Origin of the sequence: Mesorhizobium sp. B2-3-14 (genome assembly GCF_006442175.1) — a bacterium.
In the GTDB taxonomy this organism is placed as follows: domain Bacteria; phylum Pseudomonadota; class Alphaproteobacteria; order Rhizobiales; family Rhizobiaceae; genus Mesorhizobium; species Mesorhizobium australicum.
On record NZ_VFVP01000007.1, the window covers coordinates 52145 to 78993 of the forward strand.

The 26849-nt window shown below is 64.8% G+C and carries 30 protein-coding genes; 9 read left to right on the plus strand and 21 right to left on the minus strand.

Translation table 11 applies throughout. The annotated features are described in order from the left end of the window. Positions 1-26 precede the first annotated feature (26 nt). From FJ950_RS18845 to FJ950_RS18860, 4 genes are all read right to left on the minus strand, one after another. Positions 27-599, minus strand: coding sequence for a hypothetical protein (locus FJ950_RS18845; protein WP_140617904.1), 573 nt, complete (start codon positions 597-599; stop codon positions 27-29). Beyond that, positions 596-1216 (minus strand): hypothetical protein, encoded by a 621-nt coding sequence (locus FJ950_RS18850; RefSeq protein ID WP_140617905.1) that lies wholly within the window; start codon positions 1214-1216, stop codon positions 596-598. Before FJ950_RS18850 ends, FJ950_RS18845 begins: the two co-directional genes overlap by 4 nt. Beyond that, positions 1213-1839 (minus strand): hypothetical protein, encoded by a 627-nt coding sequence (locus FJ950_RS18855; protein ID WP_140617906.1) that lies wholly within the window; start codon positions 1837-1839, stop codon positions 1213-1215. Before FJ950_RS18855 ends, FJ950_RS18850 begins: the two co-directional genes overlap by 4 nt. 103 nt (positions 1840-1942) lie before the next feature. Beyond that, positions 1943-2302, minus strand: coding sequence for a hypothetical protein (locus FJ950_RS18860; RefSeq protein ID WP_140617907.1), 360 nt, complete (start codon positions 2300-2302; stop codon positions 1943-1945). A gap of 182 nt (positions 2303-2484) precedes the next feature. Between FJ950_RS18860 and FJ950_RS18865 the strand changes: the two genes are divergently transcribed. Further along, positions 2485-2787 (plus strand): hypothetical protein, encoded by a 303-nt coding sequence (locus FJ950_RS18865; RefSeq protein WP_015316815.1) that lies wholly within the window; start codon positions 2485-2487, stop codon positions 2785-2787. A 157-nt stretch (positions 2788-2944) separates the two neighbouring features. On the opposite strand, the gene FJ950_RS18870 is transcribed toward FJ950_RS18865, so the two are convergent. Then, a complete protein-coding gene (locus tag FJ950_RS18870; RefSeq protein ID WP_181171318.1) occupies positions 2945-3640 on the minus strand; it encodes a helix-turn-helix transcriptional regulator in 696 nt (231 codons plus the stop codon). Positions 3641-4219: 579 nt separating this feature from the next. On the opposite strand from FJ950_RS18870, the gene FJ950_RS18875 reads away from it, so the two are divergent. Continuing rightward, positions 4220-4858, plus strand: coding sequence for a GcrA family cell cycle regulator (locus FJ950_RS18875; RefSeq protein ID WP_140617909.1), 639 nt, complete (start codon positions 4220-4222; stop codon positions 4856-4858). Between the two features lie 117 nt (positions 4859-4975). Here FJ950_RS18875 and FJ950_RS18880 read toward each other — a convergent pair whose 3' ends face one another. Further along, positions 4976-5332 (minus strand): DUF982 domain-containing protein, encoded by a 357-nt coding sequence (locus FJ950_RS18880; RefSeq protein ID WP_140617910.1) that lies wholly within the window; start codon positions 5330-5332, stop codon positions 4976-4978. Positions 5333-5371: 39 nt separating this feature from the next. After that, a complete protein-coding gene (locus FJ950_RS18885; protein WP_140617911.1) occupies positions 5372-5653 on the minus strand; it encodes a DUF982 domain-containing protein in 282 nt (93 codons plus the stop codon). A gap of 93 nt (positions 5654-5746) precedes the next feature. Here FJ950_RS18885 and FJ950_RS18890 point away from each other — a divergent pair, with 93 nt between their 5' ends. From FJ950_RS18890 to FJ950_RS18900, 3 genes are read left to right on the plus strand one after another with little or no spacing between them, the layout of a single operon-like run. Then, the gene (locus tag FJ950_RS18890; protein ID WP_015316820.1) at positions 5747-6361 is read left to right on the plus strand and encodes a DUF1376 domain-containing protein; all 615 of its coding nucleotides are present in this window, start codon (positions 5747-5749) and stop codon (positions 6359-6361) included. Then, positions 6282-6653: a hypothetical protein gene (locus FJ950_RS18895; RefSeq protein WP_140617912.1), complete on the plus strand. Its 372-nt coding sequence runs from the start codon at positions 6282-6284 to the stop codon at positions 6651-6653. The genes FJ950_RS18890 and FJ950_RS18895 overlap by 80 nt, the downstream gene beginning before the upstream one ends. 38 nt (positions 6654-6691) lie before the next feature. Further along, positions 6692-7285 carry a DUF6456 domain-containing protein gene (locus FJ950_RS18900; RefSeq protein ID WP_140617913.1) on the plus strand — a complete coding sequence of 198 codons (594 nt, stop codon included), beginning with the start codon at positions 6692-6694 and terminating at the stop codon, positions 7283-7285. A 92-nt stretch (positions 7286-7377) separates the two neighbouring features. Here the strand turns inward: FJ950_RS18900 and FJ950_RS18905 are convergent, their stop codons facing one another. The 4 genes from FJ950_RS18905 to FJ950_RS18920 all read right to left on the minus strand — a co-directional run bounded on the left by FJ950_RS18905 (position 7378) and on the right by FJ950_RS18920 (position 11681). Then, positions 7378-7731 (minus strand): hypothetical protein, encoded by a 354-nt coding sequence (locus tag FJ950_RS18905; protein ID WP_015316823.1) that lies wholly within the window; start codon positions 7729-7731, stop codon positions 7378-7380. Positions 7732-7983: 252 nt separating this feature from the next. Further along, positions 7984-10011, minus strand: coding sequence for an acyltransferase family protein (locus FJ950_RS18910; RefSeq protein ID WP_140617914.1), 2028 nt, complete (start codon positions 10009-10011; stop codon positions 7984-7986). Positions 10012-10279: 268 nt separating this feature from the next. Continuing rightward, a complete protein-coding gene (locus FJ950_RS18915) occupies positions 10280-10582 on the minus strand; it encodes a hypothetical protein (protein WP_015316825.1) in 303 nt (100 codons plus the stop codon). A 514-nt stretch (positions 10583-11096) separates the two neighbouring features. Further along, the gene (locus FJ950_RS18920) at positions 11097-11681 is read right to left on the minus strand and encodes a TetR/AcrR family transcriptional regulator (protein WP_140617915.1); all 585 of its coding nucleotides are present in this window, start codon (positions 11679-11681) and stop codon (positions 11097-11099) included. A gap of 103 nt (positions 11682-11784) precedes the next feature. Here FJ950_RS18920 and FJ950_RS18925 point away from each other — a divergent pair, with 103 nt between their 5' ends. Both FJ950_RS18925 and FJ950_RS18930 read left to right on the plus strand, forming a co-directional pair. Further along, positions 11785-12600 carry an oxidoreductase gene (locus FJ950_RS18925; RefSeq protein ID WP_015316827.1) on the plus strand — a complete coding sequence of 272 codons (816 nt, stop codon included), beginning with the start codon at positions 11785-11787 and terminating at the stop codon, positions 12598-12600. Between the two features lie 27 nt (positions 12601-12627). Then, positions 12628-13629: an NADP-dependent oxidoreductase gene (locus FJ950_RS18930; protein WP_041163779.1), complete on the plus strand. Its 1002-nt coding sequence runs from the start codon at positions 12628-12630 to the stop codon at positions 13627-13629. A gap of 53 nt (positions 13630-13682) precedes the next feature. Here the strand turns inward: FJ950_RS18930 and FJ950_RS18935 are convergent, their stop codons facing one another. From FJ950_RS18935 to FJ950_RS18970, 8 genes are all read right to left on the minus strand, one after another. After that, entirely contained in the window at positions 13683-14360 is a 678-nt protein-coding gene (locus tag FJ950_RS18935; RefSeq protein ID WP_015316829.1) for a GntR family transcriptional regulator, read from the minus strand. 48 nt (positions 14361-14408) lie between these two features. Then, positions 14409-14603: a hypothetical protein gene (locus FJ950_RS18940; RefSeq protein ID WP_246681342.1), complete on the minus strand. Its 195-nt coding sequence runs from the start codon at positions 14601-14603 to the stop codon at positions 14409-14411. Between the two features lie 190 nt (positions 14604-14793). After that, entirely contained in the window at positions 14794-15171 is a 378-nt protein-coding gene (locus FJ950_RS18945) for a hypothetical protein (protein ID WP_140617916.1), read from the minus strand. A gap of 121 nt (positions 15172-15292) precedes the next feature. Continuing rightward, on the minus strand, positions 15293-16324 hold the full coding sequence (locus FJ950_RS18950) for a hydroxyacid dehydrogenase (protein ID WP_140617917.1): 1032 nt from the start codon (positions 16322-16324) through the stop codon (positions 15293-15295). A 367-nt stretch (positions 16325-16691) separates the two neighbouring features. Next, the gene (locus tag FJ950_RS18955; RefSeq protein ID WP_041163398.1) at positions 16692-16898 is read right to left on the minus strand and encodes a hypothetical protein; all 207 of its coding nucleotides are present in this window, start codon (positions 16896-16898) and stop codon (positions 16692-16694) included. 52 nt (positions 16899-16950) lie between these two features. Further along, positions 16951-17154 (minus strand): hypothetical protein, encoded by a 204-nt coding sequence (locus FJ950_RS18960; protein ID WP_140617918.1) that lies wholly within the window; start codon positions 17152-17154, stop codon positions 16951-16953. A gap of 196 nt (positions 17155-17350) precedes the next feature. Continuing rightward, positions 17351-18559 (minus strand): NAD(P)/FAD-dependent oxidoreductase, encoded by a 1209-nt coding sequence (locus FJ950_RS18965; RefSeq protein WP_181171320.1) that lies wholly within the window; start codon positions 18557-18559, stop codon positions 17351-17353. Positions 18560-18654: 95 nt separating this feature from the next. Further along, complete coding sequence (locus FJ950_RS18970; protein WP_140617919.1) at positions 18655-20178, minus strand: formyl transferase; 1524 nt, start codon at positions 20176-20178, stop codon at positions 18655-18657. Positions 20179-20460: 282 nt separating this feature from the next. Between FJ950_RS18970 and FJ950_RS18975 the strand changes: the two genes are divergently transcribed. Further along, positions 20461-22593, plus strand: coding sequence for a Wzz/FepE/Etk N-terminal domain-containing protein (locus FJ950_RS18975; protein ID WP_140617920.1), 2133 nt, complete (start codon positions 20461-20463; stop codon positions 22591-22593). A 1-nt stretch (position 22594) separates the two neighbouring features. Next, on the plus strand, positions 22595-23950 hold the full coding sequence (locus FJ950_RS18980; RefSeq protein WP_181171322.1) for a VpsF family polysaccharide biosynthesis protein: 1356 nt from the start codon (positions 22595-22597) through the stop codon (positions 23948-23950). A gap of 42 nt (positions 23951-23992) precedes the next feature. On the opposite strand, the gene FJ950_RS18985 is transcribed toward FJ950_RS18980, so the two are convergent. Next, complete coding sequence (locus FJ950_RS18985; protein ID WP_140617921.1) at positions 23993-25261, minus strand: cellulase family glycosylhydrolase; 1269 nt, start codon at positions 25259-25261, stop codon at positions 23993-23995. Further along, on the minus strand, positions 25258-26427 hold the full coding sequence (locus FJ950_RS18990; RefSeq protein ID WP_140617922.1) for a DUF1972 domain-containing protein: 1170 nt from the start codon (positions 26425-26427) through the stop codon (positions 25258-25260). The genes FJ950_RS18985 and FJ950_RS18990 overlap by 4 nt, the downstream gene beginning before the upstream one ends. Positions 26428-26849: the final 422 nt, after the last annotated feature.

Genomic DNA, 26849 nt, shown 5'->3' on the forward strand with positions numbered 1-26849 from the left:
CTTGCGGAGCCGAGCCTGGGGCGCTGTCACTTCGGCGGCCGCTGGAAACGCAGATACCACGGCCGTTCGCTGCCCAGCCCGACGGCGGGGCGAATGGTTTTCACCGCGTCCTCGGGCACGATGAAAATGTCGCCGATGGTGATGACGTCGCTTCTTTTGGCGCCGGAGAAGATGGCCGAAGCGCAATTCATCACGCCGTCGGGCAGGCTGACGCCGCTGATGAAATCGGGCAGCCATCGGCGCCCGGCGGCATCGGTCAGCATCAGTTTGCAGCCCAGCCATTGTTTCTGCAGGTCTGGGTCGCCAATGGTCACGGTGAAGGTAGCGATGACGGCGAAGGCGTGGTTGGGCAGGCGGCCGGCCTTGCCGCCGCGCAAATCGGCCAGTTTCCAGCCGCTGCCGCCGAACGGCACGGATTGGCCGAACTCGACATCCCTGGCGATAAGGTCCTCGCCATGCAGCCATTCGCGGACGCTGTCATGGCTGGTCTCGGCCAGTGTCAGCGGCAGCAGGATGGCGAGCGCTATCAAGCCGCGCCGGCGCCATCGTCGCTCGGATTGCCGGTCCTCGGTCGGGGTGTCTGTCGAAACAGCACTCATGTCTTGCCCTGCGGTGTCTTGTCCTGCGGTGTCAGGCCCGGCGCCGCGTCGAGGTCGAATTCCGGCAGGATGTCGGCCGGCTGGCCGTCAGCGCCGGTCGGCAGCGCGTCGAGGCTGATGCGGGCCTGCGCGTCGAGCGGGCCGAACTGGCGCGCCGATATCAGCAGCCTGGCGCCGCGGATCTGGTCCGGTGGTACCTCGAAGACGAACAGGCCATGGTTGTCCAGGCCCGGATCGACGCCGTGCGGCGGCATGTCGGGGCGGTAGCCCAGCCGCTCCGTCTGGTGATATCGCAGCCCGGTCGGACCTTGCCAGAAGCCGTCGGCGACCGCCGTGGAGGTGCTGGTCGCGGTGAGGTTTGTTGTTACCACCGCCCATAGGCCGCTGGTCGTCAAAAGCTTTTCCTGACCGAACTGATTGGTCTTGAGCTGGCGCGCGAAGATCACCTTGTCCAAGCTGACAGCGAAGCTGCGCGCGCGCACCGTGTCATGCATCGAACCATCGATGGGGATAGGTGCGGTGAGGTCGGCATAATGCGGCTTCGTCATCTGCATGCCGTAGCTCAGCACCACGGTGGCGCAAAGGATCGCGAGATTGCCAAGCACGCGTATCCTCATGGGCCGCTTTCCGGCTGCCCACTCTGAGACTGCCCACTCTGCGACTGCCCGGCCGTCGGCAGGTCGGCGACCGGCAAGGTGACGGTGCCGAGCCGGTAGGGGTTGTACCAGCCTGGTGTGCCATAGAGATTGTCGCGCGGCTTGAAGATCTCGGCGGTGACGCCGAAGGCGAGGCTTGCCGGCACGGCGGCGTCCCCGGCAAGCGGCCAGACATAGGCCATGCGCTCGGTCATGCCGGGATGCAGTTCCGGCGTCATCGTGGGATCGCGTGTCAACACGATCATCGGCACGGGATCGGACAGGATGACGCCGTCCGGCGCGAAGACGTTGAAATAGCCCTTGTCGGATTGCGCGGTGCGGTTGGTCATGTCGATTTCCAGCACCAGCGCCTTCTGGCCCGGCTTCAGCGGCACGCCGTGGACCCTGGCATGGCCGACATAGGCGCGCACCGGCTGCAGGCGCCAGCGACCGGCCTCGATGACGGCATCTGGCGGCAATTGTGGTGGACCATGGGCGGGCAGGGCGCCGAATGCCCCCATCAGGCCGGCGACGAACAAGGCGGCAATGGTTCCCGCGCCGGCCGTTATCCAGGTCTGAACTTTTGAGCGGGCAGTCTTGAACATTCCAAATTATGTGCGTCGAACGAACAGGCACCCCGGGCGCAATCTAGAAAGAAAAATCAGGGATTGAAACCCGCAAATGGCTCGGTCCAGCCGTGCTCGGGCCTCAGGCTGCTTCAAGTGCCCAAAGACGATGGCCGAAACGGCGGAAGAAGCGCGCCACGAGCCGCTGCTGCTTCGCCCTGGCGAGATCGGCCAGGCGCCGTTCCTGGCGCCAGCGCGGCATGTTGCGCCAGCCGGCGATAAAACGGGCTGTATCCTCGACAGCTTCGTGCGCCGACAGCGCCGGGCCGATCGCGGCCAGGAACAGCGGCTCGGCGCGCTTCAACTCGTCGATGACGGCCTTGCGCCTGAAATGATCCAGGCGGGCCTGCGCGATGCCGGTGCGGCGGATCGCCTCGAAGGCTTCGAGCAAGGCGGGACTGTCGCCGGTGTAGCCGCAGGCGCGGGCGAAATCGGCATCCATTCTTGCTCCCGGATCTGGCGCGAGGTGATCCCGCGCCGACTCACATTTGCAAGTATGATATAAGCATAACTCAAACAGACATAGAAGGGAGACTTTTGGGGGAGTTTGGAAACTGCGACTCGACTCCTGATTCGAAACACGGGAAGATAAGAACAAAGCACGAACAAAAGGACGGAGAAGTGATGGCGTTGCCAGGCAGGGAAGCAGTGATCGCGCAGGTCGCCTCGCTGTCGGTCGAGTGCGCCGATTGCGGCCGCAACAGGTGGTGGCGGCCCGATCAGTTGAAGCGCTTCGGTGTGAATGGGAGCACGCCGCTGGCCGCGCTGTCGGGCCGCATCGTCTGCTCGGCCTGCCGGGCCGACGGGCTGCCTGGCACGGCGATCTCGATCCAGGCCGCTTTCATCGACGAGCGCCAGCGCGTGCGCTCGGAAGCGCGCATGCTGAGCGGCCGCGACGTGCCGCTGGAGGGGTCGAGGCGGGCTTGAGGGCGCCGGCTGGCCAAGTCGTCAGCAGACGTCGTCTTCGTCGAAGAGGGCAACGTCTCGCCCTGCGTGAAAGGCTTGCAAGATCGTCACGGTGTTGTCCTTGACGCTGAATGCTATCGTGGCTCGCGGGCGATAGCCCGCGGTACGCAGGCCCGGCCTAGTATCCCAGCAGTTCCTTCAGCGGAATCACCCGCCAGACGTGCTTGATGGCGTAGCGATTGAAGGTCAGCGTCTTGGGCGGATTGTACTGCTCGACCACCAGCTCACCCGCCGTGCGCCGGACCAGTTTCTTGATGAAGGCCTTGCCGTTCTTCTCGTTCTCGTCGGGAAAGGTCTCGATCACCACATGGTCGCCCGGCACCGCGTCGCGGCCGCCGCAATAGATCATGTCGCCGGGTTCGTAGCGCGGCACCATGGAATCCGAGAGGACATGGAGCGCGAATACTCTCGGCAGGTTGCGGACCCCTGGCGGACGCTGCACGTATCCTGCCGGCTCGCCGTTGAAGGTGAAGTCGCCGTCGTCGCCGCCGATGGCGGCGCCCAGCACCGGAATGTCCATCGCTCCGGCCGGCAGCGGGCCGGCGTCGGTGACGATCTCGGCGTCCGCCACCGGGCCGGCATCGTCGAGGAAGACGACCTGCCCTTGGCCCAGCGCCACGGGGTCGACGCGCAGGAAGGCGGCGGTCTTCAGCAAGTTTTCGGTCTTGGGCAGGTTGCGCCCGGTTTCCCAGTTGCCGACGGCGGCGACATCGGTGTCGTTGTGCTCGGCGATGTGGCGCATGACCAGGCCACGCTGCTTGCGTGCCTGGCGGATCGCGGCCCCGACCCTGATCGACAGTTGCGTTTTCACCATGGCCTCATGTGACCGGCAAGTCCTGCTTTCGTCCATGAAAGAATGGCTTGCATGATTTTTTGAGTTATGCTTATATCGACTTATGCAAAAGCTCAACCCTCTCAGAGTCGACAGCACCTCCAGACCGGCCTTGCCGGCCTGCCCTTTCCCTTCCGCCCCGGCCGCCTCCTCCCCGGCCGGGGCGAAGCGCGAAGCCGATTGCCTTGGTGCATCGGTCTTGCGTCCGGTCCGCCCGTTCCCGGCGGCCGGAACGGCCGGAGCCGCCGCTCCCCGCGGCTCCGGCCCCCCATTCGACCCGGCCGCGGGTGTTGCCTGTCGCACGCAGAACGGCACCGTAGATCCTGTACGAGCCGATGACGGGCAGGGCTGGTTCGGCCCCCCGATAGAGACCTGGCGCGGGCGCGGCTTGCGCGCCTCGCCGCAGGTCGCCCGGCGAGGCTGAGAGCCGGCTCGTCCACAGCAATCCCGGCGGCCGACAGGCCGACCAGGCCCGACAGCGCCCATGACGGCCGCGGGCAAACCGACGCTTGCCTGACGGCGCCGTCCACGGCGGCCGCTGGCCGCGCAATGGAGACGGACATGGCAAGCTACAGTGACAGCGAATTGCAGGCGATTGCCGCCTGGCTCGGGGATGGGCTTTCGGCCTCCAGGATCGCGGCGGCGTTCAGCGCACAGCGCGGCAGCCCAGTATCGCGCAACGCCATTATCGGCATCGTCCATCGCAATGCCATGCTGGGCGCGATCGGCTTCGCCAATGGCAAGGGCCCGTCGGCAGCCGGCACGGCGATGGCCAAGGCGGCGAGCCGAGCCGCCAAGGCGGAACCTCCAACGAGCCGTGCCGGCGCCATCCCGCAGCCGGGGAGCACACCGGCCGTGCGGCCGAAGCAGGCCCCTTCGCCCGTCCGGCCACGGCTTTTCCAACGCGAGGCGGGCGTGCTGATCGCTGATGGGCAAACCTACCGCTTCAAGGTGCCGGCGTCGCCGCGCGGTCCTATCGGCCGGCAGCCGCATGGCGTGGCCATGCGCTTCATCGATTGCCTGTTCACCCGCTGCCGTGCTCCGCTCGACCTGGCGCCGGAGGAAGATGCTAAAAATGGTCAGCCCCGCGGACGGCCCGGCCAGGACATGCTGTGCTGCGGCATGCGCATCACTGCGATGAAAAGCTACTGCAGCTATCATCAGGCGCGCTTTCACCGCCCTGTTTGCGAAGCCGGGTGAAGCTCGGTCCCTTCTCCCCGTTGAATGGAGGAAAAGGCGCTTCTCACGCCGCCGTCACCAGTTTCGATCGCCGCCAATACCGGGAGAATTACCGTGAACGCCTATCGCGCCGCACCGCTATTTCGGCATCTGGCGCCCTTGTTTGGGCGGCTGCACCGCCCGTCGCTCCAGCATCGTCGCCGGGCCGCCGCCGGCAACCAGAATGCCGGCAACCCGGGCAAAGCCGGTGAACACTTTCATCGCATCGGATTGCGAGATCTGCGCCGCGATGGCGGCGCTGCAGGCGTTGAGGGCGCTGCGATAGACGTGGCCCCGCCGCTCGATCGGCCAGCGCTGCAGGAAATCGGCGGCCTCGCTGACAGTCTCGATCTCCTCGACATGGCCGTCCAGGGAGACTTTGAGCGGCACTCCGGTCTTCATCGTACCCACGGCATTCACCTTCGGTGCGGGCGCGGCTTCCGAGCCGACGCTCATAAACGCACAAGGCCTGCCGCCGGTTGCATCGCGGCCGTCTCAGGGGCTCGCCGCCGCGTCGAGCCACTCATGCGCGCGGCTTCTTGGCTTGGCCACCAATATGCCTTGTTGCCTGGCCGCCTCGCGGAAGGCCTCGAAGGCGGGGCGCGGACAGCAAGTGCCCTCGACCGCGAGCCGGACGAGCCGCGCCGCCTCGAGATAGCCCGGCGCGGTTTTGTCGGGCCATTGGTGACGAAGCGCTGTCGCCGCATCGGCCACCGAGCCGACCAGCATGGTCTTGTTGTCGCAGAAACGCAGGGTCACCGGCATGAAAGCCGTCATGGGCAATCCTCCCCTTGGGCATGGACGCGTCACAACGTCCGGACCGGCGGCGGGTTCCATTAGCGCGGCTGTAAGAACGAGGTGGTGCGCGGCATGAGCGAACGGCCCTTCATGCAGCTCTACGTCTCCGATTTCGTCGGCGACACGCTGCAACTCTCGACCGAGCAGATCGGCGCCTACATGCTGCTGCTGATGGCGATGTGGAACGCCGGGGGAAGCCTGCCCGAGGATGACGCGAGGCTGGCGCGCGTGGCGCGCCTGCCGTTGAAGCGATGGCGCGCGATCAGTGCCGAGCTGCTCGCCTTCTTCGAGCGCGAGGGCGACGAGATCGGACACAAGAGACTGACGAAGGAGCTGCGCAAGGCGCGGCTCAAGAGCGAGGCGAGAGCGGCCGCCGGCGCGCGCGGCGGAGCCGCCACCGCCTTGAAAACAAAGGCGCATACCCAAGCAAATGCCGATGTTTTGACGCGGCATTCTCCAGAGTCCAGAAACCAGATGGAAAAAGCTTCGGCTTTTTCAGCGCGCGAAGGGCGCGAAAGACCGGGCCGGCTCAAAAAGCCGCCGGGCTGGACCAGGCCGAAAACCCACGGGGACGCCGCCAACGCCATCATCGAGGAGATCCGCGGATATGACCACGGCCGAACTGCAGCAGGCAACGAAGGCGCTGGCGGCAATGTTCTCCTGCTTCCCGCAATCCGCCCTGACTGACGTCGAGATGCAACTGCGCGGCTACCTCGGCGCGATCAGGGATGCCGAACTGGGCGACCTGCAGGCCGCCATCCAGCGCTTCGTGCGCGGCGAGGTGAGGAGTTGCAACGCGCAGTTCTGTCCTTCGAGCGCGCAGCTCTGCATCGAAGTGCGCGAGCGGCGGGTGATGCGGGAGTTGCTGGCGCGGAGGGGCGCCGGCCTGGTTTCCTCGCCTGTGCGAAGCGGCGGGCAGGTGGCCCGGCGAAGCCGGGACGGAGAGGGGGACGCCCTCGGCCACGCCAGAGCCGACTGAGAATTGGCCACCACTCGAACACAACCAAGGAGCCACCCATGCCCAAAAAAACCAAGGCCGCCAGGCCGCAAGCGCCGAAACTGCCGAGAGGCGAGGCCGAGCAGGTGCGCATCCGCCGCGAGGTCGGCCATGATTTCGCGCTGAAGGACGATGCCTTCGGCCGCAAGCGGCTGACACCGGGCACGGCCGAGGCGCGGCGCGTCTACGAGGTGTCGAATGACGGCCACATTTCCACCGGCGGCATCGTGCGGGTGCGCAATGTCGACCCGCTGCTGGGCATCACCTCGCTGACCCGCCAACAGCGCGAGGCCGGCATGCGCTACCGCGAGCACTTCCGGTGCAGCCAGCAGGCCGATATCAAGCCGATGCGCTGGACGGAGCGCGTCGACGGCGGCCGCATCGGCGGCGGCATCGCCGACAGCGTGCTCAACGCCGGCCGCACGCACGCCGCCGCGACACGGGCCCTCGGGCATTGGGATGTGGCGGCAATCGTGCATAAGGTCGTGTGCCTGGAACAGCCGGTGAAGACCGTGGCCGAACAGGATGGCGAAGGCCGCGACGTGGTGACGAGGCTGCTGAAGGTAGGGCTCGACGTGCTGGCCGTGCACTATGGGATGATGATGGGACGTTAGGATTGTTCAACCCCGACGATGCGGGTGTTTTACGCAAGCCGGACGGTAATATTGATCCGGCCGGCTAACGCCGGCCGGGCCAAATCCCAAGGTCAGTAGCCGCAGACCCGCACTCTCTCGATTACACGGTGGTGGTGGCGCCAATGCTTCACCAGCTCGGTGTGGCAGCGGCGATGGTACATGCCGTAATAGCGCGGCCGGTAGCCGTCGTCGTACACGCCATAACGATAGTGGTGACGGCGGTAATAGGCACCATCGTCGGAGTAGCCACCGTAATAGTCGCTATCGTCGGAGTAGTGACGGTAATAGTCGCGATGTCTGGGAACGTAGTAGTCGTCATCATAGCCGTTCCCGATGCCGAGCGTGATACTGGCGGCATTTGCCGGAGCGATCACCGCCATCGCCGAAGCGGCCGCGATCACGGATGCAAGCAAGAGCTTTTTCATGACAACCTCCTTCTTAAGGTGCGCCTAATAAACGCTGCAGCCGCGGCCCTGTTCCCATAAATCGGTGGATCGATCGTTCGAGCTGTTTGCCGGGGCGCGAAAGGACCTGTCCGGCGATGCCGCCCTGGCCGTACCTGTCAGCATGCTGGGGGGCGTTTTGAACCTTGGCCGCCGCTGTCCATTTCCCCTGGATGCAACGGGGGCCGAGTAAGCGGGCGCCTCTTCTTTCTTCCGCAGGAGAAAGGAAACCCTCTAGAACAGCGCCTTTTCCAGCGGTCCTGCCAATGTCTCGGCAAAGGCCGTCGCCAGATGATGCCTGTCGCGGAAGGCGAGCTTGCCGTCGATGAAGACGTGGCATTCGGTCGGGCCGCAGAAGCGGTCGGTGAGGTCGACATAGAGCGTGTCGGGGATGCTTTTCACCACCGCGCGCTCGGCGGCGGCCACGTCGTCATTGGCGGCCTCGGCCCTCGGCGTGTCGCACAGCGACGGCGCCTCGCGCCACCACAGCGCGCGGGCGACGCAGGCGTTCGCGAAGCTGTCGCCGATCGGCGTGTCGCGGATGACGGCGGCCTCGACGCCGGCCTGGCTGAAGGCCTCCAAGGTGGAGCGCAGGCCAGCCTGCCAGCGAGCTATCTCGGCCTTGCGGCTGGCGGCGGACATGTCGCGTGTCAGATTGCCGATCGAGAACTCCGAGATCACCACCAGGCGCGGCTTGCTGCGGATAATGTCTGAAATCGCCTGTTCGCGCCAGGCGTCGCATTCGGTGTAGTCGCGCTTGAGCACGGCGTTGAAGGTCGACAGGCGTGAAGCGCGGCACGAGGATTTGAGGTAGGTGATCACTTTGGTGTCGTTGCGTTTTGCTGCCTCGACCAGCGGCGTCGACCAGTGGTCGGCATGCGAATCGCCGAACAGCACGATGGTGTGGGCGGCGTCGGCCGGCCCGAAGGTGCAAGGTTTCGGCTCCACCGTGTGAAAATCGAGCAGGCAGTCCTTGTCGACGGCGCGCGCGATGGACGGCTGTTCGGCGGCCTCTTCAATGCCGCGCTGGGTGGGGTCGATGTTGCGCGTGGCCAGATGCGCGTTGGCGTAGGCCGCAGCCACGCCGGCGGCGGTCAGCACGAGGGCCGGGGCGAGGGCAAGCCCGGGGAAAAGCCGAAGCGGTCCTGCGGCCGGGCTGGCGACGAAGCGAAAGGCTCTGGCTGTCGCCGCCAGCCAGTCGCCGCGCCGCGCGGGGTTTTCGATCAGCCGGTAGGTGGCCGCCGACAGCGCCAGCGCCAGCACGGCGCAGCCGATGCGCTGCGCCACGCCGAGGTGGGGCTGCAGCATGGTGGCATAGACGATGACGGGCCAATGCCAGAGATAGAGCGAATAGGAGAGCGTGCCGACCCACTGCAAGGGCGGCAGCGAGAGCATGGCGGCGGGCGCCGAGGCTCGCCAGCGAGTCCTGGCCGGGGCATCGCCCTGCTCGCCGGCGCCGTTCAACAGCACCAGCACGGAGCCGGCAACCGGCAGCAGCGCGTACCAGCCGGGGAAGGGCAGGTCTTCGCTCAAACAGAGATAGGCGACGGCGATCAGCGCCAAGCCCAGCCATCCCTGTGCCGCCCGCAGCCAGGACTGATGCCGCCACAAGATTGGCGCGGCAAAGGTCGCCAGGCCGCCGGCGGCGAATTCCCAGGCCCGCAGCGGCGAGAAATAGAAAGCCCAGGCCGGCGAGAGACTGGTGAGCCAGAGACAAGCCGCGAAGGACGCGAGGCCGACGGTACCGATCACGAGCACCGTCATGCGCCGGCCCCGATGCAGCCAGGCGGCGAAGACAAGCAGTGCCGGCCAGACGAGATAGAACTGCTCCTCCACCGACAGCGACCAGAAGTGGATGAAGGGGTTGCTCAAGGCATCGGCGGCGAAATAGTCGAACGACCAGCGCAGCAGCCACAGATTGATGGTATAGGCCGCGGCATACATGGCGCCGCGCGAATAGAGCGCCTGTTCCTGCGGCGCCATGATGAAGGTGCCGACGGCGAGCGTGACCAGGATGACGAAGATGGCGGCCGGCAGAAGGCGCCGTGCGCGCCTGGCATAGAAGCGCCAGAGGTCGAGCCGGCCGGTCTCGGTGATCTCCTGCATCAGATGCGTGGTGATCAGCCAGCCGGAAATGACAAAGAAGATGTCGACCCCGGCAAAGCCGCCAGGCAGCGCCGTCAGGCCGAAATGGTAGGCGACGACGCCGCCAACCGCCAGCGCGCGCAAGCCCTGTATGTCAGGCCGAAACGATGCCGCCACGACAGCTCCTTCGTTTGCGCCCAGCCGTCACCTGTCCGGCCGGGTAGCCGATATTGCAATGCAGCATATATTTCGCAGTGCAACATGGCCAGAGCAAGGACGCTGTTTTTTCCTCTTCTTGAAAAAAGCGGGAAATGTGTTGATCGAGGCAAAAACTCGTGGGATCAGGCACTTGGAGTGGGGGCCGAATGAGTAGCGGCAGGGCAAAGCACGGCGGTCACGAAAACAGCCCCGCGAACGGGGCTGTTTTCACGGCTGCGGCGCGTTATCAACTGCCACCGTTCAATTTCACGCTGCTGCAGAACTCCGGATGCGTGTTGGTCGGGTTGGCGTTCTTGGCCTCGTCGGCGCAGGCGGTCTTCATGGCGGTCTGGTCCTCGGGCGTGAGGGCCTTCCAGGCTTTGACGAAGTCATCATTGCCGACCATCTTCTTCATGCCTGAGTCCGTGTAGAACGGCTTCATCTTGGCAGGATCGTCGAGAGCGGATGTTCCCGTGCTGCCTCCCGCGAGAGCCGAACCGGTGGCCATCGAAAGCGCCATCGCGCCAAGACAGATCATCTTGATGTTCATGACTGGATCCTTCCCTGTTGCTTTGTGATCGTCGAAGCAACGATCAAGGTTATAACGAAACAGTTTGCCCGAAAGTTCCGGTTTTATCAGACCAAAATTCCCTAATTCAGCCAAAATGTGTTCTGTCTAACCTTTGAAATATTTGCGGTATTTGGAACGCGAGCCACGGCTCCAGGCGACTGCTTGGTTTTGAGCAATCTTCCCCGCTGCTGCTCATCGCCGCTGACGCTGGACGACCAGGCTTCAGGTCGTCTGGACAACTTCGCGGCTCGCGGATGGTTCCGGGTTCCGGCAGGACGGCCTTGTCGCCGCACAAAAAAGGCCTCGCGGGCGCAGCCAGCGAGGCATTGATTGGAGGGACTTGTCATCGCCTCAGGAAGCGATTGCGCAGCAACGAGGCCGGCTTGCGGAAAGTTTCAGCGCCCAGCGACCGTCAAGCGCCTCTGCTACGAGAGCCGAGATCAGCTTGCCGGCACCTTGCAGACTTCGTCTGAGCCTACAGCTTCGCTCGAACTTAGGAGGAAGCCTCGCTATCCCGCTGGATCAGCGTGCGCGCCGCGTCTGCCCCTGCCGCGAGGATGCGTTCCGAGAGTTCCGTTCCGTCCACGGCGCGGGCCATCTGAAGGGCGCCGATAAGGGTCGCAAAGATGCCCAGCGCAACGCTTTCCCGATTCCGGGTCCGCGGCGGCAGTTCCGCCGCCACCTGGCGCACCTGGGTCAGCAAGCGCTCGGTATAGAGTTGACGTGTTTCGGAAGGCTCGCGTGCGATCTCCGGCAGCAATGCGGCGGACGCGCAGCCCTGTCTCGGATTGTCCCGGTGTGCCGTCGACAGATAAGCGTCGATGGCCATATCCAGGCCGCCGGCAGCCAAAGCTTCGCGGATCTGGTCCGACTGATCCTCCAAGGCCGCTGCCACGGTTTCACGGACAAGCGCCGCCTTGGATTGAAAGTGCGGATAGAAGGCCCCGTTGGTCAGGCCGGCGTCTTTCATGATGGTTGCGAGCCCGGACGCGGCGATACCGTCACCGCGAAAACGGTTGGCGGCAACCTCCATGATCCGGCTGCGCGAGGCGTCCTTCCGGCCTTTTTCATAGCGCATGGCTGCGATTCCTTTCTTCTATTGCATTATGATTGTAATGTGATATTACGAGCATAATTCTAACGAGGCGAAAAAGCTAGCCCTAATGATTTTGGAGCACCAAATGAACAGGAATTCGGGAAAGACCGCGCTCGTCACGGGAGCCTCCTCGGGCATCGGCCGCGCCAGCGCGGAAGCGCTGGCGCGAGCGGGATTTACCGTGTTCGGCACAAGCCGCCGCAAGCTCGGCGACAGCCCGAACGGAGTAACCATGCTGGTTTGCGATGTGACCGACGACAAGGCCATCGATGCACTCGTTTCAACCATACACGCGCAGACCGGCCGCATCGATCTGCTGGTCAACAATGCCGGCGTCGGCATGTTTGGAGGAGCCGAAGAATCCTCGATCTCGCAGGTGCAGGCGCTGTTCGACGTCAATCTGTTCGGCGTCATGCGCGTGACCAATGCGGTGTTGCCGTCGATGCGGCGGCAGGGCGTAGGACGCATCATAAATATCGGCTCGATCCTGGGATTGGTACCCGCGCCATATTCGGCGCATTACTCCGCGGTCAAGCACGCGCTCGAAGGTTATTCGGAATCGCTCGATCATGAGATTCGTGCTTTCAATATTCGCGTCTCGGTCATCGAGCCGGCATTCGTGCGCACCGTCTTCGACCAGAATGGAATAGAACCGGATTCCGTGCTGAAGGAATACGATCGGGCGCGAGCCGGCTTCAAGGCGTTGCTTGCCGATGTGATGCCCAAAGCCGATCGGCCGGAAGTGGTGGCGGATGTGGTCGTCAAAGCGGCGACCGCCAGCCAGCCGCGCCGGCGCTACACCGCGGGCAAGGCGGCCCGGCAGGTCAGCCTGCTGCGTCGCTTCGCGCCCGCCGGGATGTTCGACAAGACCTTGCGCAAGCAGTTCCGCTTGCCTGCCTGAGCAAACGATTTTCAGAAAGTGACCATGATGAAAGCCTTTGTCGTCGACAAATATCAGAAGAAGGGCGCCCTGCGGCTGGCCGAAATGCCAGAGCCGGATCCGCGGGACGATGATGTCCTGGTCGAGATCTATGCCGCCGCCGTGAACCTCCTGGATGCCAAAGTCCGGGACGGAGAGTTCAAACCCATCCTGCCCTATCGCCCGCCCTTCATTCTGGGCCACGACGTGGCAGGAATCGTCGTGCGGGTCGGATCGAAAGTCCGCGGCTTCAAGCCAGGCGACGAAGTCTATGCCCGGCCGCGCGATGGCCGGATCGGGACATTCGCGCAATCCATAGCCATGAACGAAGCCGACGTGGCCCTGAAGCCAAAAAACCTCAGCATGGAAGAGGCCGCCTCGATCCCGCTCGTCGGCCTGACTGCCTGGCAGGTGCTGGTCGAGAAAGCCAAACTGAGGAAGGGCCAGAAAGTCTTCATCCAGGCCGGTTCCGGCGGTGTGGGGACCTTCGCCATCCAGCTGGCGAAGCATCTTGGCGCGACGGTCGCGACAACAGCGAGCGCGGCGAGCACCGATCTGGTCAAAAGTCTCGGCGCCGATATCGTCGTCGATTACAAGAAGGACGATTTCGAAAACGTCCTGCAGGGCTACGACGTTATCCTGAACAGCCAGGACGCCAAGACGCTCGCAAAATCGCTGCGCGTTCTGAAGCCGGGCGGCAAGCTGATCTCCATCTCCGGTCCCCCGGATTCCGACTTTGCCAGGAAACAAGGCCTCAACATCGTCCTGAGGCTGATCGTGGGCCTGCTCAGCCGTGGCATACGCCGCAAGGCAAAACGCGCCGGTGTCGACTATTCGTTCCTGTTCATGTGGGCGCAGGGCGACCAGCTGGGCAAGATCACGTCGCTCATCGAATCCGGCGCCGTACGCCCAGTCGTCGATCGGGTCTTCCCATTCGAACAGACCAACGAAGCATTGGCCTATGTCGGGACCGGACGGGCAAAAGGCAAGGTCGTCATCAAGGTCAGATAGAATGGCGCGGCAGCGGCGCGTCACCTGTACCCCGGCACTGTCCGTCATCATCCTTAGCCGGCGTCGCGGCCCACCGGTCCCATCTCGACCTCCCTCAGATAAAACGCCTTGCTCGGCTGCAGGTGATCGACACAGAGCTGCGCCAGCACCCAATTGTCGCTGCGCTTCAGCGCCTCGATCATCATCAGATGATGCTGGCGCGAGATTTCGAGCTTGTCCCGGTCGGCCAGCGAATTCGCCCGTACCGGCAGGCTGAGGCGCATATAGTGCTCGATCGAGGACACGAGATAGGCGTTGCCGCAGGCCGAGAACATGGTGAGGTGGAAGCGGTCGTTGGCCTCATGGATGCCTCTGAGGTAGCCGGCGTCGACATGGGTGCTGTAGACGCGGTGGATCTCGATCAGCTCGGCGATCAGCGCCTCGCTCGCCGGCAGCCGGATCATCAGCGCGGCCTGGCGCTGCAGCATCTCGCGCACCTCATATATCTGGCGGACTTCCTCGGGGGCGAGCCGGCGCACCGTGGCGCCCTTGTTGCGCTCGCGCGTGGCGACGCCAAGCCTTTCCAGCTGGTAGAGGGCCTGGCGGATGGTGTGGCGCGAGACCGGGAAGCGGGCCAGCAGCACGTCCTCGACCAGCCGCGTGCCGGGCGCCAGCCGGCCAAAGATGATGTCTTCCTCCAGCGCATGGACGATATCGGCTTCCTTGCCGCCATAGTCGACCGTGTTGAGCATCGCGATCCTCTTGCTGGCCCGGCCAAATCGTCATTGGCCCAGACCACTCTAGCGTTCGCGCGCGAGGCTGGCCACAAGCTGGTCGAGGCTGACGTCGCCGCACATCCGCATCGCGTGGCGCAGGCTGATCCTGCCGACTTGCTGGCGCATGATGACCGGCAGGCAGGTCGGCCCCGCTCCGGTCAGCACGAAGGCCTGGCCGACCAGGACCGGTTCGGAGAAGGGCGCCCACTGCACGGCCACGAATGGGACCTTCGGCCAATATCGCTGCTGGATATGGAAAGGCCCGCCACCGACGCGACTCGTGACGGGCCTTCCGAGTACGCCGGGCTTCCCACCGCCCGGCCATTTGCAAAACCAGCCGGCGGCGCGATCGTTCCATCAGGAAGCGCGGGCACCTCTGGGAGACGGGCTCACGGACCTTTGCGGGTCACTATTTGTGGATGAGCCATTCTATCAAGCCGGTCTCGGCCAGCTCGCAGCCGGTAAACTCGTGAACCAGGCTTTTGGCCAGATCGCGCCATTGACACTCGGGCACGTTCGCTTGCGAAACCAGATCTCGAAATACAGCGCGCAGAATGTCGGCATCGAACGCTGAGACGGGAACCGGGTCTGTAGCTTCCCAGGCTTGACCGTTGTCATCGCGTTGGCGTTGGCGAAGCTGTTTCAGAAGCTCGCGCGATTGCGCGATCGCGCGCCTGGAATGGTCCATTTCACGGCGAAAGGCGATGTTTCCAGCAATGGAACGATGTCGTAGCAGGAGGCTGGCTTCGATAGCTGCCCGCGCCACGTCTATATGGCTTCCAACCATCGCTACCTCCCTGAGGTTGTTTTTTACGCCTCCGAAGGTGCATCTCAAAGGGGATTCAACGTACGGTTTGGTACAAAACCTCGTCGATGCGGTCGAGCAATGCTCACACCGGCGCGGTTGCTCAATTCCTGTCGGACGGCTTCGAGCGCATCCTCGACACCGTCTCGCGCTCGGCGCGTTTGGAGCGCAGCGGCGGCAGGCCACGGTCGATCAGGTCCATGTCCTCCAGCACCATGTCGCCCATGCGTTTGAAGGCGATGTCGAGGGCGCCGGCGCGATGGGCGGAGCGCAGGAAGCCGGGCAGCGCGCGCACGGGATGGTCGACTGCCAGCGGCTCCTCGGGAAAGACATCGCTGGCGGCAAGGATGTGGCCGCTCTTCACAGCCGCCATCAAGGCGGGGAAATCGACCACGCCGGCACGGCTGAGCAGGATGAAGGCGGCTCCCTTGCGCATCCTGCCAAAAGCATCGGCGCCCAGAAACCCCTGGTTCTCGGAGGTTACCGAGGCGACGACGAAGACGAAGTCGCTTGATGACAGCACCTCGTCCAGCGAGGCCGGCTCGACGCCGTTTTCCCTCAGGATCGACGGCGGCAGCCAGGGGTCGAACACCTTCGTGTGGGTGCGGAAGCCCGACAGCAGGCGGTTGAGGGCGCGGCCGAGATCGCCGAAGCCGATGATGCCGACATCGGCTCCTGAAAGCAGCCGCGCCGTCTGGTTGCCGTCGCCGCCCCACAGTTCCTCGCCTTTGCGGAAAGCAAGATCGGCATCGACGATGCCGCGGGCAAGGTTGAGCGCCATGGCCAGGCCGAGCTCGGCTACCGGCTCGGCGAAGACCAGGCCCGTCGTGACGACATGGATACCCCGTGCGAACAGTGTTTCGTAGGGCATGTTGTCGAGGAGGTTGCTCTCGACATTGAAGACGCAGCGCAGCGCCTTCATCGCCTCAAGCGTCCGCGGCGAGATCGGCGGCTGGCCGACGATGTAGCGGGCCTCGGCCAGCACCTCGGCCGACAGCCGCGCCACGCCGTCGGGCGTCGTCTCGACGGTGCGATAATGCGCCTTGAGGCGCGCCAGTTGCGGCGGCGTGAAGATCAGTTCGAGCGTGCGCGGCTCGGGCGCGCTGATCACCAGTGGCAAGGCGGTGTCTGACATTGGCAAGGTCCTCCCAAGCGGCTTGTGGCGCTTTCTAGATCCTAAATCTATCCCGTGCCGGCGGATTTGAAAGCACGGTAGACCAATTCACCCGGCGCAGGCGTTTCGAACAATCACCACGGCCGTCCTGGTACGATTGACATTGGCGCCGAAGCCGGTGTTCTCTACCGTTTCCAACAAGGGGAGATGGCTGGTGAAGAAATACGAGAAGCCAACCTGGCAGAAGCGCGAACGGCTTTCGGCCGTCACTGCTCTCGCTGGACCTTCAGGGTTACCGACCACGCTCTGAATGGGCTAGTGCATTCGCCGGTCGAACAAAGGCGCGATCGACCGATCGCGCCTTTTGCCTTTGCGAACGAGCAGGCCGTCACCCACGCCGCTTCGGCGGTGCGGGCTTCTGTCGCTCGCCGCTTGGCTCGGCGGACAGCCGCTGCTTGCGAAGGCGCTCGGTCTTTGCGTCGCGGGCCTGCCGTTCGGCGTCGAGGATGAGCCGCGACTCGCGATCGGCTCTCTCAAGCTTATGCTTGTCGACCAATCGGGCCACTTTGTCCTCCGGCAGCGTGTCGCATTCCATGAAACCAACGCCGTTCGGCAAGGTTCCGTTGGGTCCGAGCTTTGAGATCGCGTCAGGATTCTGCGTGGTCCGATCGCTCGGCGCGATGACCGGTCTGCCAACTGGTGAGTTGGCGCTCGGCCTCCGATATGGTCACGCTCATCAAGCCGTCAAATTCGGCCATGGCTTCCATATGCCCATGATCAATGATGGATTTGCGAAGAATGCGCATTGCCAGAATAGCATCCTGCAACGCGCGGTCGATATTCTTGACCATGACAGGATCTCCTGCGGGAATAACCTGTCGGCAAGCCGCTTGTTCCCACCGAACGGCACTGGATCTGCTTTTTGAGCGCGATGTCGCTGTCCCGGTGAAGCGCTCCAGCGGTTTCCTTCTCCGGGAGGGGTGGAGCCAGGTTAGAGGTACGGCCCTCAGGACAGAACCACGATGACGATGAAGGGTGGGAGACCCCTCACGCCATGCCCGGCTCCCTCCGCATTCCCAAATGGCGCACCTTGCGGCCGATGATCATCAGCCTGCGTGCCGTATTGTTGCGCAGGCGCCGCGCGCGCCATTCCAGCCCGGTTTCGGTGGTGATCCGCCTGGCATAGACACTCACACGCATGCCGGCCTCATCGGAGGCCAGCTTGACCGGATCGTCATAGAAAGCGGCGATCTTGTCCGCCGCCATGCCTGGCGTTTCCAGCCAGCGTGGAATGTGAACGGAATGGAGCTGATCGACGTCGATCATGACCCGCCCTATGCCGACGCCCGGCGTCGGGCATGTCGTCCAGAACGCGTCACCGATGAAGACGACCCCGTCGCGGCGATGGCCTTGCGTCGTGGTCAGGTTGATCTGCCGGACCTCGACGGGACTTGAGACAGCGAAGTTGCCGCATTGCGCCGATATTTCAGGCATCAATTCGCAAAGCATTTTCTGCGGATTGGCCCGAAAGTCCCTCGTCCATTGTTCGGCCACGGTGCGATAGACGAACATGTTGGCCCGCATCTTGTCGCCGAGAGGAAAGACGGTGATGTAGGCGACGCGGTCGCTGGCCCGCCTGCCGTAGCAGGTGACGGCCTGGTAGACGCATTCGCGCGGCGGAATGGCGAGGTCGAAACCCATCGACAGCGAATGAGCTTTCGATTGCTCGACCCGCTCGACGCCGATGGCGCGCCGCACCGCTTCGCTATGACCGGTGGCGACCACCAGCAGGCGAGCCGTGATGACCCTGCCGTCGTTCAGCACAAGGCGCTGCCGGTCCGGTCCGGTCGAGACCTCGGCGACCTTGCCGACCGTTATCGGCACTTGCGGGGGAAGGGCATCGCGCAGCCCGTTGATCAACGCTCCATAGGAAAATGCGTATTCGGGCCTGCGCTCACGCGCGAACAACTGGCCAAGGCGGAAGACATGAATGTCGTCAAATGGCGTGATGAGCCGCATGATCGTTTTGTCGAGGCCGAGCTTCTCGAACAGCCGTATCTGATCGGTACCGATTTTTTCGGCCCGGAACTCGTCGTGATGAACGCGGTGCGGATCGATCAGTGCCACCTTGCGGCCGGCATTTGCCAACACGGTTGCCAGCGTGGTGCCGGCCATTCCGGCGCCAACGATCGCCACGTCGACTTCGATGGGGTCAGCGTCGGCGGGGGTGATATCGCTGCCCTTCATGCTGGTCATCTTCCGTCTCCACAATCCGTGGTGGAAAATATCTTCCGGACCATAATCAACCTCAAGCAACCAACGCGGGTAGCCGGTAGTAACAAACGTTTAGGTTAACCACGGCCACCTCTTTTCCAGCGCGGCGCGATCGCCGAGCCGTCGATGAACTCCAGGCCGCCCGCCTCGTTTAGCGTGTGCAGCTTACGCCCACTCCATAGCGCGCCGGGGGTTAAGATCGTCTCGACACGCTGCTCCATGGCGTTCAAATCAAGGTGAGTGACGCGTGCGATGCCAAGCGCGCCGCCGTAGCTCCTGCGGCAGTCCTGTACCGGACGCAGCAACTGGCCGTCGCGTTCGACCATGCGTCCGGCCGGCCGCGCCGAGGCGATGTCGATCAGCACCGGATTCCTGGGATGCGGCGTCCAGGGGCCGCGAAAGTCAGGCGCCGACCACAGATGCAGCGCGTCCGAGAAGGCGCCGCCGCCGTCCCGGGCGCTGCCTTCACCGTCCCGGACGGTGGCGAACAGCCACCACGAGCCGCCATGCTCGACCAAGGTGGCGTCGCTGGCGACGATGTCGGACACCAGCGTCGCTTCCTTGACCCATCCGCCCGGGAAGGCCGTGGCGCGGTAGAGATCCACCGTCCGGTTGGCGCAGCTTTCGGGAACCATCCAAACCTCGCCGTCACGCTCGAAGACGAAGGGGTAGGAGAGGTGGTAGGGCAGATCGAGGACCGGCTCCGGACGGCCGATCGGCCCCGACGGACCAAACGGCACGGCGGAAATGATGGCTCGGCCCAGGCGGTGGATATAGTCCTCGACGAACAGGGTTACCTGTCCCTGATGAAGGATCGGGAACGGATCGGCGTAGAAGCGGCTGCCGTCGTCGGGCAGTTCTCGCCAGCCAGAGGCCGGATGCGCGCGCAGGTCGAACAGATCCCGCCCGCCAGCCTCGCGCCAGCCGACCTTCCAGTGCGGGGCGTTGTAGCAGAGATGGTAGATCTTCTGGACGACGCGGCGCGCCAATGCCTTGCCCGCCCTGACGCCGAGCTTGCCGGCCGAGGGCAGCGATGGCGGCCCCCTGCCGTCCTCCGGCTCGGGCAGGGCGGGCAGGGCGCCCCGCGCCGCGCCCGTCACCGCCGCCAGGATCAGGCTTGCCGTGCGCGCCAGCATGTCCTGGAACGAGGCGAGCGCGATGCCGCCATATTCGGTGCCCAGGCGTCCTTCGGCGACGACGGCGCCGTTCTCCTCGATGCAGGCCCGCGGGGTCCGGCCATCGAGGATCGACGCCAGCAGGGCCGCTTCGCCGCCGGCGCCGTCATAGGTCACATGCCAGACGCGTGTTCCTTCCATTCGCACATCGCCGCAGAGGTCGAGCACGAGGTCGGGCGCGGTGACGGGCTGCGTGCGGTAGGATGCCAGCGCCGACAACGGCAGGCGCTTGGCCAGTCCGTCCGCGGGCAAGCCATGGATGACCGTTTCAAGCTGGAACAGTGCCGCGACGCTGCCTGGAATGCCGCTCCCGGCTGGGCGTGCGTCGACGCTGACCGCGACCTCGGCGAGCGCGGCCAGGCGCTGCAGCAGCAGCAGGTGAAAGGCACGGAGGCAGTCGCTGTCCAGGCGCAGGCTCACCTGCATGTCGCACCCCTAGAATTCTGATATTCGGTATTGGCCGGTGTTCGATTTTTAGGCACGATCGGTGGGCGACGGTCGGACTGGAGGAAGATGTTGCTCCATTCCATTCGTTTCCCGCTCGCTCGCGCCCTGTCAACACGGCCCATGCCTCTGCTACGCAAACTCCGTGCCAAAAATCAGAAGAGCTCCCAACATAATTAACAGTGTTTTAACAGTTGGAGTAATAGCTAAGCTTAAGCCGCAATTTAAGCTTTTGGGGCACATGGAGTGTTGTCGGAGCGACCTTTGCAATCATCCCTGCTCTCGTTGCCGCAACAACACGCTCCAGAGGTGATGCAATATGCGCCGGAGCCACCGCCGGCCGCGTCCTATCCGTCCTCGACCGTCGAGCTGGGTGACCTGAAGCGCATTCTGGTGCGCCGCCGTTTCCTGATCCTCGCCACCGCCGCGCTGCTGACCCTCGGGGCGCTGCTCTATGGACTGTTCACGCCGGCGCTTTACAGCTCGGTGGCGGAGATCATCGTCGATCCGCAGGACCTGCAGGTGGTCACCAACGACGTCAATCCGAGCCGCGTTCCGCCTGATGGCGGCATCACCATGGTGGAAAGCCAGGTTGCCGTCGTCCAGTCGAGCGGCGTGCTGCTCAGGGCAATCGCGGCGACCAACCTGACCGAGGACCCGGAATTCAACGGGCAGGGCGGGTTGTTGAGCCGCCTGCTCGGCGGCGTGCTGGGCTCGGGCTCGGCCGAAACCGACAAGGCGGGCAAGACGCTCGATGCGCTGCGCCGGCGGCTTGCGGTCAAGCGGGCCGACAAGGTGCTGGTCCTCGACGTGATCGTTACCGCCAAGAGCGCCGACAAGGCGGCGAAGCTCGCCAATGCCATCGCGCAGGCTTACCTGGCGGATCAGGCGAGCGCGCGCGCGAAGATGGCCACGGATGCTTCCGACTCGATCACGGCGCGGCTGGACGAGCAGCGCAAGCGCGTCCAGCGGGCCGAGAATGCGGTCGAGGCCTACAGGTCGGCCAACAACATGGTCATGGCCGCCGGCAATCTGGTCAGCGACCAGGAACTGACCGAGATCAACACGCAGCTCGCCGCCGCGCAGAGCCGCACCGCGACGCTGAAGGCGCAGGTCGACCAGTTGCGCCGGTCCGGCGGCGCGCCGGACGCGACCTCGGAAGCGATGCGCTCGGCGGTGATTTCGAGCCTGCGGGCGCAGGAGGCGACACTTGTCGACCAGGTTTCGCAGCTCGGCACGGAGCTCGGGCCGCGCCATCCTTCGATGATGGCGGCCCAGCAGCAATTGCGCGACACGCGCGCGCTCATCGCGCGCGAACTCGGTCGTATCGCCGCCGCCGCCGAAACCGACTACGAGCGCGCGCTGGCCAACCAACAGGCGCTGGAAGCGAAGGTCGCGGGCATGAAGAGCAAGTCGCTCGACACCGACCAGGCCTCGGTCAAGCTGCGCGAACTGCAACGCGATCTCGAGGCGGTGCGCTCCGTCTATGCCACTTATCTGCAACGGGCGCAGGAAACGCGCGAGCAGGTCAATGTCGACAGCACCAATGCGCGCATCATCTCGGACGCCATGCCGGCCCTGAAGAAAAGCTGGCCGCCGCTGTTGCTGCTGGTGTTCGGCGCGTTCTTCGGCGGGCTGGGGCTCGGCACCGGCATGGCGCTGATCGCGGAATATTCATCGCCGACGGTGCTTTCCAGCGCGCAGATGCAATCGGCCATCGACGCGCCCGTGGTGGGCGTGCTGCCAGCAAAATCAGCGCGCCGCCGCTGGTGGCCTTTCGGCGGCGCCGCCGCGCCGGCCGGACAGAAGATGGACGCCGTCGCCGGCCTGGCGTTGAGACGCCTGTTCTCCTCCAGCCGGCGTCCGCCGAACTGGCCACTGGTACCGTCGATCCTGGTGACGTCGGCGCCAGAGGATGCCGCGCAGCGGGGCCGGGTGGCGCGCCTGCTGGCCAACGCGGCGGCTGCCAGGGGCAGCCGTGTCCTGTTCATCGACACCAACAATGCCGGCGGCAGCCAGAAGGAGCCGCAGCCAGGTCTCCTCGACGTGCTGCGCGGCGAATACGCCTTCGAAGCGCTCAGCCAATACGCGCCCGGCAGCAACGTCGCGCTTCTGGGCAAGGGTCGGCCGAAGGCTGCTTTTTCCGAGGCGCAGGGCGTCTATTTCACACAGCATATGCTGGCCCAGGCGAGCCGCAATTTCGAACTCGTCGTCGTCGATGGCGGCGCGCTGGCCGACAATCTCAACGCCTCACCGCTGGTCGCCATGGTCGACGAGATCGTGCTCGTCGCCACGCTGAACGCGACGCCGATGCGCGATGTCACGGCGGCCTCGCAAGCCATTTCGGTCATGGGGCGGTTGCCGACCGGCGCCTTGCTGGTCGACGAGGCGGCCTGACATGGCTGCCATCCGGGGCGCCGCCCGGTCCGCCACCCCGGCGGCCGGCTGGGCCGGCCAGGGTCAAGCCCCGACCGCGCCCCGCACCGGCAATTCCGTGGACTGGGTGACCGGCTACGGCCTTGTGGCGGTGGTGGCGCTGCTGTTCAGCATTTCGGGTGGCATGCTGTGGCTGGTGGGCTACAATTACGACGGCCTGACCGGCAATCCGGCGACCAAGATCCATCCTTCCACCTATCTGCTCGTGCTGATGTTTGCCTGGCGCGCCTGCACGTTCGGCAACCCGGTAGGCTATACGCTGGCCATCGCCGACAGGCGGCCTGCCAGCGCGCTGCTGGCCGTCATGTCGATCATGCTGCTGGTCGTCGTCATCGTCAGGCAGCGCCCCGGCATGGCCGGCATGATCGACACGTTCGTGGCGGCGGCGCTGCTGGTGATGATGCTGGCCGAGGCCGACGAAAAGACGTTCGCCCGCATGCAAACCGTGGTGCACGCGGTGATGACGGTCAACGCGCTGCTGGCGCTGTTCGAGTTCGCCACCAAGACGCTGGTCTTTCCCTACCGGCTCGACGGCGAGGTGTTCATGAACGACCTGCGCTCGACGGCGCTCCAGGGCCATCCTCTGTCTAACGCCACGATCACCTCGATCTATGTGCTGGCGCTGCTCTCCGGTTCGAAATCCCTGTCCATGCCGCTGCGGCTCGGGCTGATCGGCCTGCAATGCGCGGCGCTGGTGGTATTTGGCGGGCGCTCGGCGATGGTGACGACGATCGCGCTCGGCGGCATCTATCTGCTTTTCAGTGGCGTGGCTTATCTGCGGCGAGGACGCATCAGCCTGCCGGGTGCCGCCCTTGCCGTCATGCTCGCCTCGCTGCTGCCGGTCGTGGTGGTCATGCTGTTCTCCTACGGCTTCTTCGACGCGCTGCTGGAGCGCTTCGTGTCGGACAGCGGCAGCGCCAATGCCCGCGTCGAAATGTTCGAGTTGTTCAAGCATTTCGAACTGCGCGACCTGATCGTGGGGCCCGACATCGATCTCATCGAAAGCCTGCGCCGCATCAACGGCCTCGAACAGGGTATCGAGAACCCGATCATCCGCCTGCTCCTCTATCAGGGCGCCTTCTTCACCCTGCTGTTGTTTTTCGGCTTCGCGCTGTTCATGCACGAAGTGGCACGCCGCTGCCATCCCGGCATCTGGCTGCCGATGCTGGGCTGGCTGATCCTGCTCAACACCTCCGAAAGCCTGGCGTCCAAGACGACGCTGATGACCAAGTTCGTGGTGATCGCGCTGGCGCTTTACAGGCCGGTGCGGCCAGCGCGGACGGCGGGGCGTCCGGGCGCACAAGGGGTGCCGAGGTAGCGCTCTACGGCGACAAGGAACTCGGCCGCATTTGGAAGGCGGTTATTCCGGCATCCTCAACCCGAGTGCATCCACCATCGCCGGGTCGAGCGAGCGGGTTTTGTCGTCCATCATGCCCATGCCGTCGAACAGGTCCCAGAAGGCCCAGGGGAAGCCGGATGCCTCGGCGCTCTGCCTGACATCGGCGATGTAGCGGGCGCGGTCGGGATTGGGGGCGGCGACGTAGCGGGCGTCGGTGCGCAGCGCGCCGAATTCGCCCATGATGACGCGCGTCGGGGCGATGCCGTGGCTGTCGGCCCAATCGCGCGCCTGGCCGATATATTTGTCGACGAACCAGCGATCTGGCCTGGCGTCGAAATAGACCTTCAGCACGCGTTCGGTTTCGGCATAGGCGGCCTGCTTGTCCGCTTCCGAGGTTTCGGTGTCCCCGGCCATGCGGGCCCTGACCGAGGCCAGCGTCCGTTCGAGCGAACCGGCGGAGGCTGGCCATGGCACGTTGTTGAGCGCGCGGTAGACCGGCTCGCGCATCCAGGGTGCGCCCTGATGGCTGAACAGATAGGGTTCGTAGAAATGGAAGGTGAACAGGATCGGCTCGAAGGCCGCCAGCGGTTCCGGATCGAGCGCGGCAAGCCCGCTCACCATCGAGCCGCAGCCGCCGGTGACGACCAACGGCAACGTCTGGGATGACGCCCTGGCCGCCGTCAGGAGGGCCGCCTGGACGTTCGACCAGACGTTGGAGGAGCGGGATTGCGGCGGTTCGTTGACCGGCTCCAGTGCTACCATGCCCGAAGGGAACCGCTGCAGCCTGCCGGCAAGCGTGCCGACCACCGCGCGATAGGCTTCGAATTCGGGCGCGGCCGTGCTGGAGACCATGCGGTCGGGATTCCAGTAATGAGTGGCGCCGTTGGCCTGCACGTTGACGATGATGCCGAGATCCGCATCGATGACTGCCGCGACGGCATCGTCCAGCATCGCCAGCAATTTTGTGCGCGTGGCGGCATCGGCGGCCAGGAACGGGCCGGGATCGACCGGCAGGCGGACGAAGTCGAGCCCGGTCCGGCGCAGCCGGCGAAGGTCGTCCGGTGTCGGCACCGGCCGCTGCGACTGGAAGGGCGGCCAGTCATAGTCGGTGCGCGGCGCGGGAAACTCACGCGTCAGCGCGAACCAGGGCCAGGCGTTGACGCCGCGGTGAAAACGCCATTCGCCGGTGGCGGCCAGCGCGGGCGATGCGGACGAGAGTGCTGCCGTGGCGGGCACCAGCGCCGTCGACAGCGCGGTCCTCAGCAGCCGCCGTCGCGACCAGCCCGTCATACGGCGCCGGGCGAGGGACGGTCGACGGGCTGGGCTGCGGCGGCGCTCACGCCCAGAAGCCGGTAAGCTTCGGTTTCATAGGCAAGCAGGACATCGTCCCAGCGGAAAGCTTCGTTGGCGCGGGCTCTCGCGGCCGCGCCGCAGGTCCTGACCAGCGCGTCATCCTCCATCGCCTGCCGCATCCGCTCGGCGCAACTCCGCGCATCGGTGAAATAGATGGCGGCCGCGCCGGCGGTCCATCTGTTATAGGGATTGTCGTGAGCGATCACCATGTTGCCGGCGGCCAGCGCCTCGACCAGCGACGGGTTGGTGCCGCCGACGGTGTGGCCATGCAGATAGGCGCGCGCGTGAAAACGCAGCGCCTTCACCGCCGCCTGGTCGTAGATGGCGCCGGGCAGCACCACCGAGGCGTTCGCCGCCTTGCGGACGGCGGCATGGTAAGGGATATCGGGGGAAAGCGTGCCCAGCACCACCAGCCTCATGTCGCGCTTCTGGCTGCAGAAGGCCTCGACCATGGGCAGGATGTTGTTGTCGGGCTCGATGCGCGCGATCGAGATCAGGTAGTTGCCAGGCTCAAGGCCGAGCGCGCGCACCGGCGCCTCCGGGGCCGATGTCACCGGGTCGGCGCCATAGGTGATGGTGGCGATGGCGCTGCGCGGCCGGCGCGTCGCCAGGTGATCCGCGATCACCGGATGGTCGGCGACCAGGCGGTGTGAGGCCCAGGCGCCGATCCATTCGTTTAGCCAGAACCATGTGCGCGCAGCCATACCCCATTTTGGCCGGCGCCACTCGATGCCGTCCATGTTGGTGATGATCTTGCGCCGCATCAGCCTCAGCCAGGTCAGGAAGACCGCGCCATTATAGCCGAGCACCAGGCAGATGCCGGGCCGCCGGGCGGCGTCGAGCACGCATTGCCAGTCGAATTCCAGCGTCGCGCGGGGACCTTTCGAGGCGACCTGGACATGGATGAGATCGATGCCGTTCCAGGTGTCGACACGCACCCTTTGGTCGACCCGCTCGACCTCCTCCTGGCAATAGACGCCGACCTTCCAGCCGCGCCCGGCAAGAAACAGCGCCAGCCTCTCGGCGAAGGTTTCAAAGCCACCATGGGCCGCTGGAATGCCGCGCGTCCCGAGGATCAGGATGGTGGGCATTTCAGGTTTCATGGCTGCTGGCGCTTTCAAGTCCGCTCGATTCCGCAATGCGCGGCCGTCCCTCTGGAAACACAGCCCAGCGAATATCCGTGCCAGACTCAGTTCCAGCCATCATCGCACCGGGGTGTAAAATATTTCTTCCAGCGGCCGGAGTTGTTTCACTATCGGTCAACTATCCCAGCGTATGTGTATCGAAACAAGGCAATGCCGCGACCGGGCGACCTGCAGACGGAGAAATCAGGGCCGGCATGATCCTTGCTCGTGGACTTCTGTGCGCCACACCGGCGGAGGACGTGCAGCATTTGGTATGGTGATCCGGGTTCTACATCCGCTCGTCACCATGCCGGCAACAAGTGAAGTCCAAAGGGGTGTTGGGCTTGAAGTCTCCAGTCGCCTGTTCTGTCAGGCGGCGGGATCGTCAAACTACCCCTGGC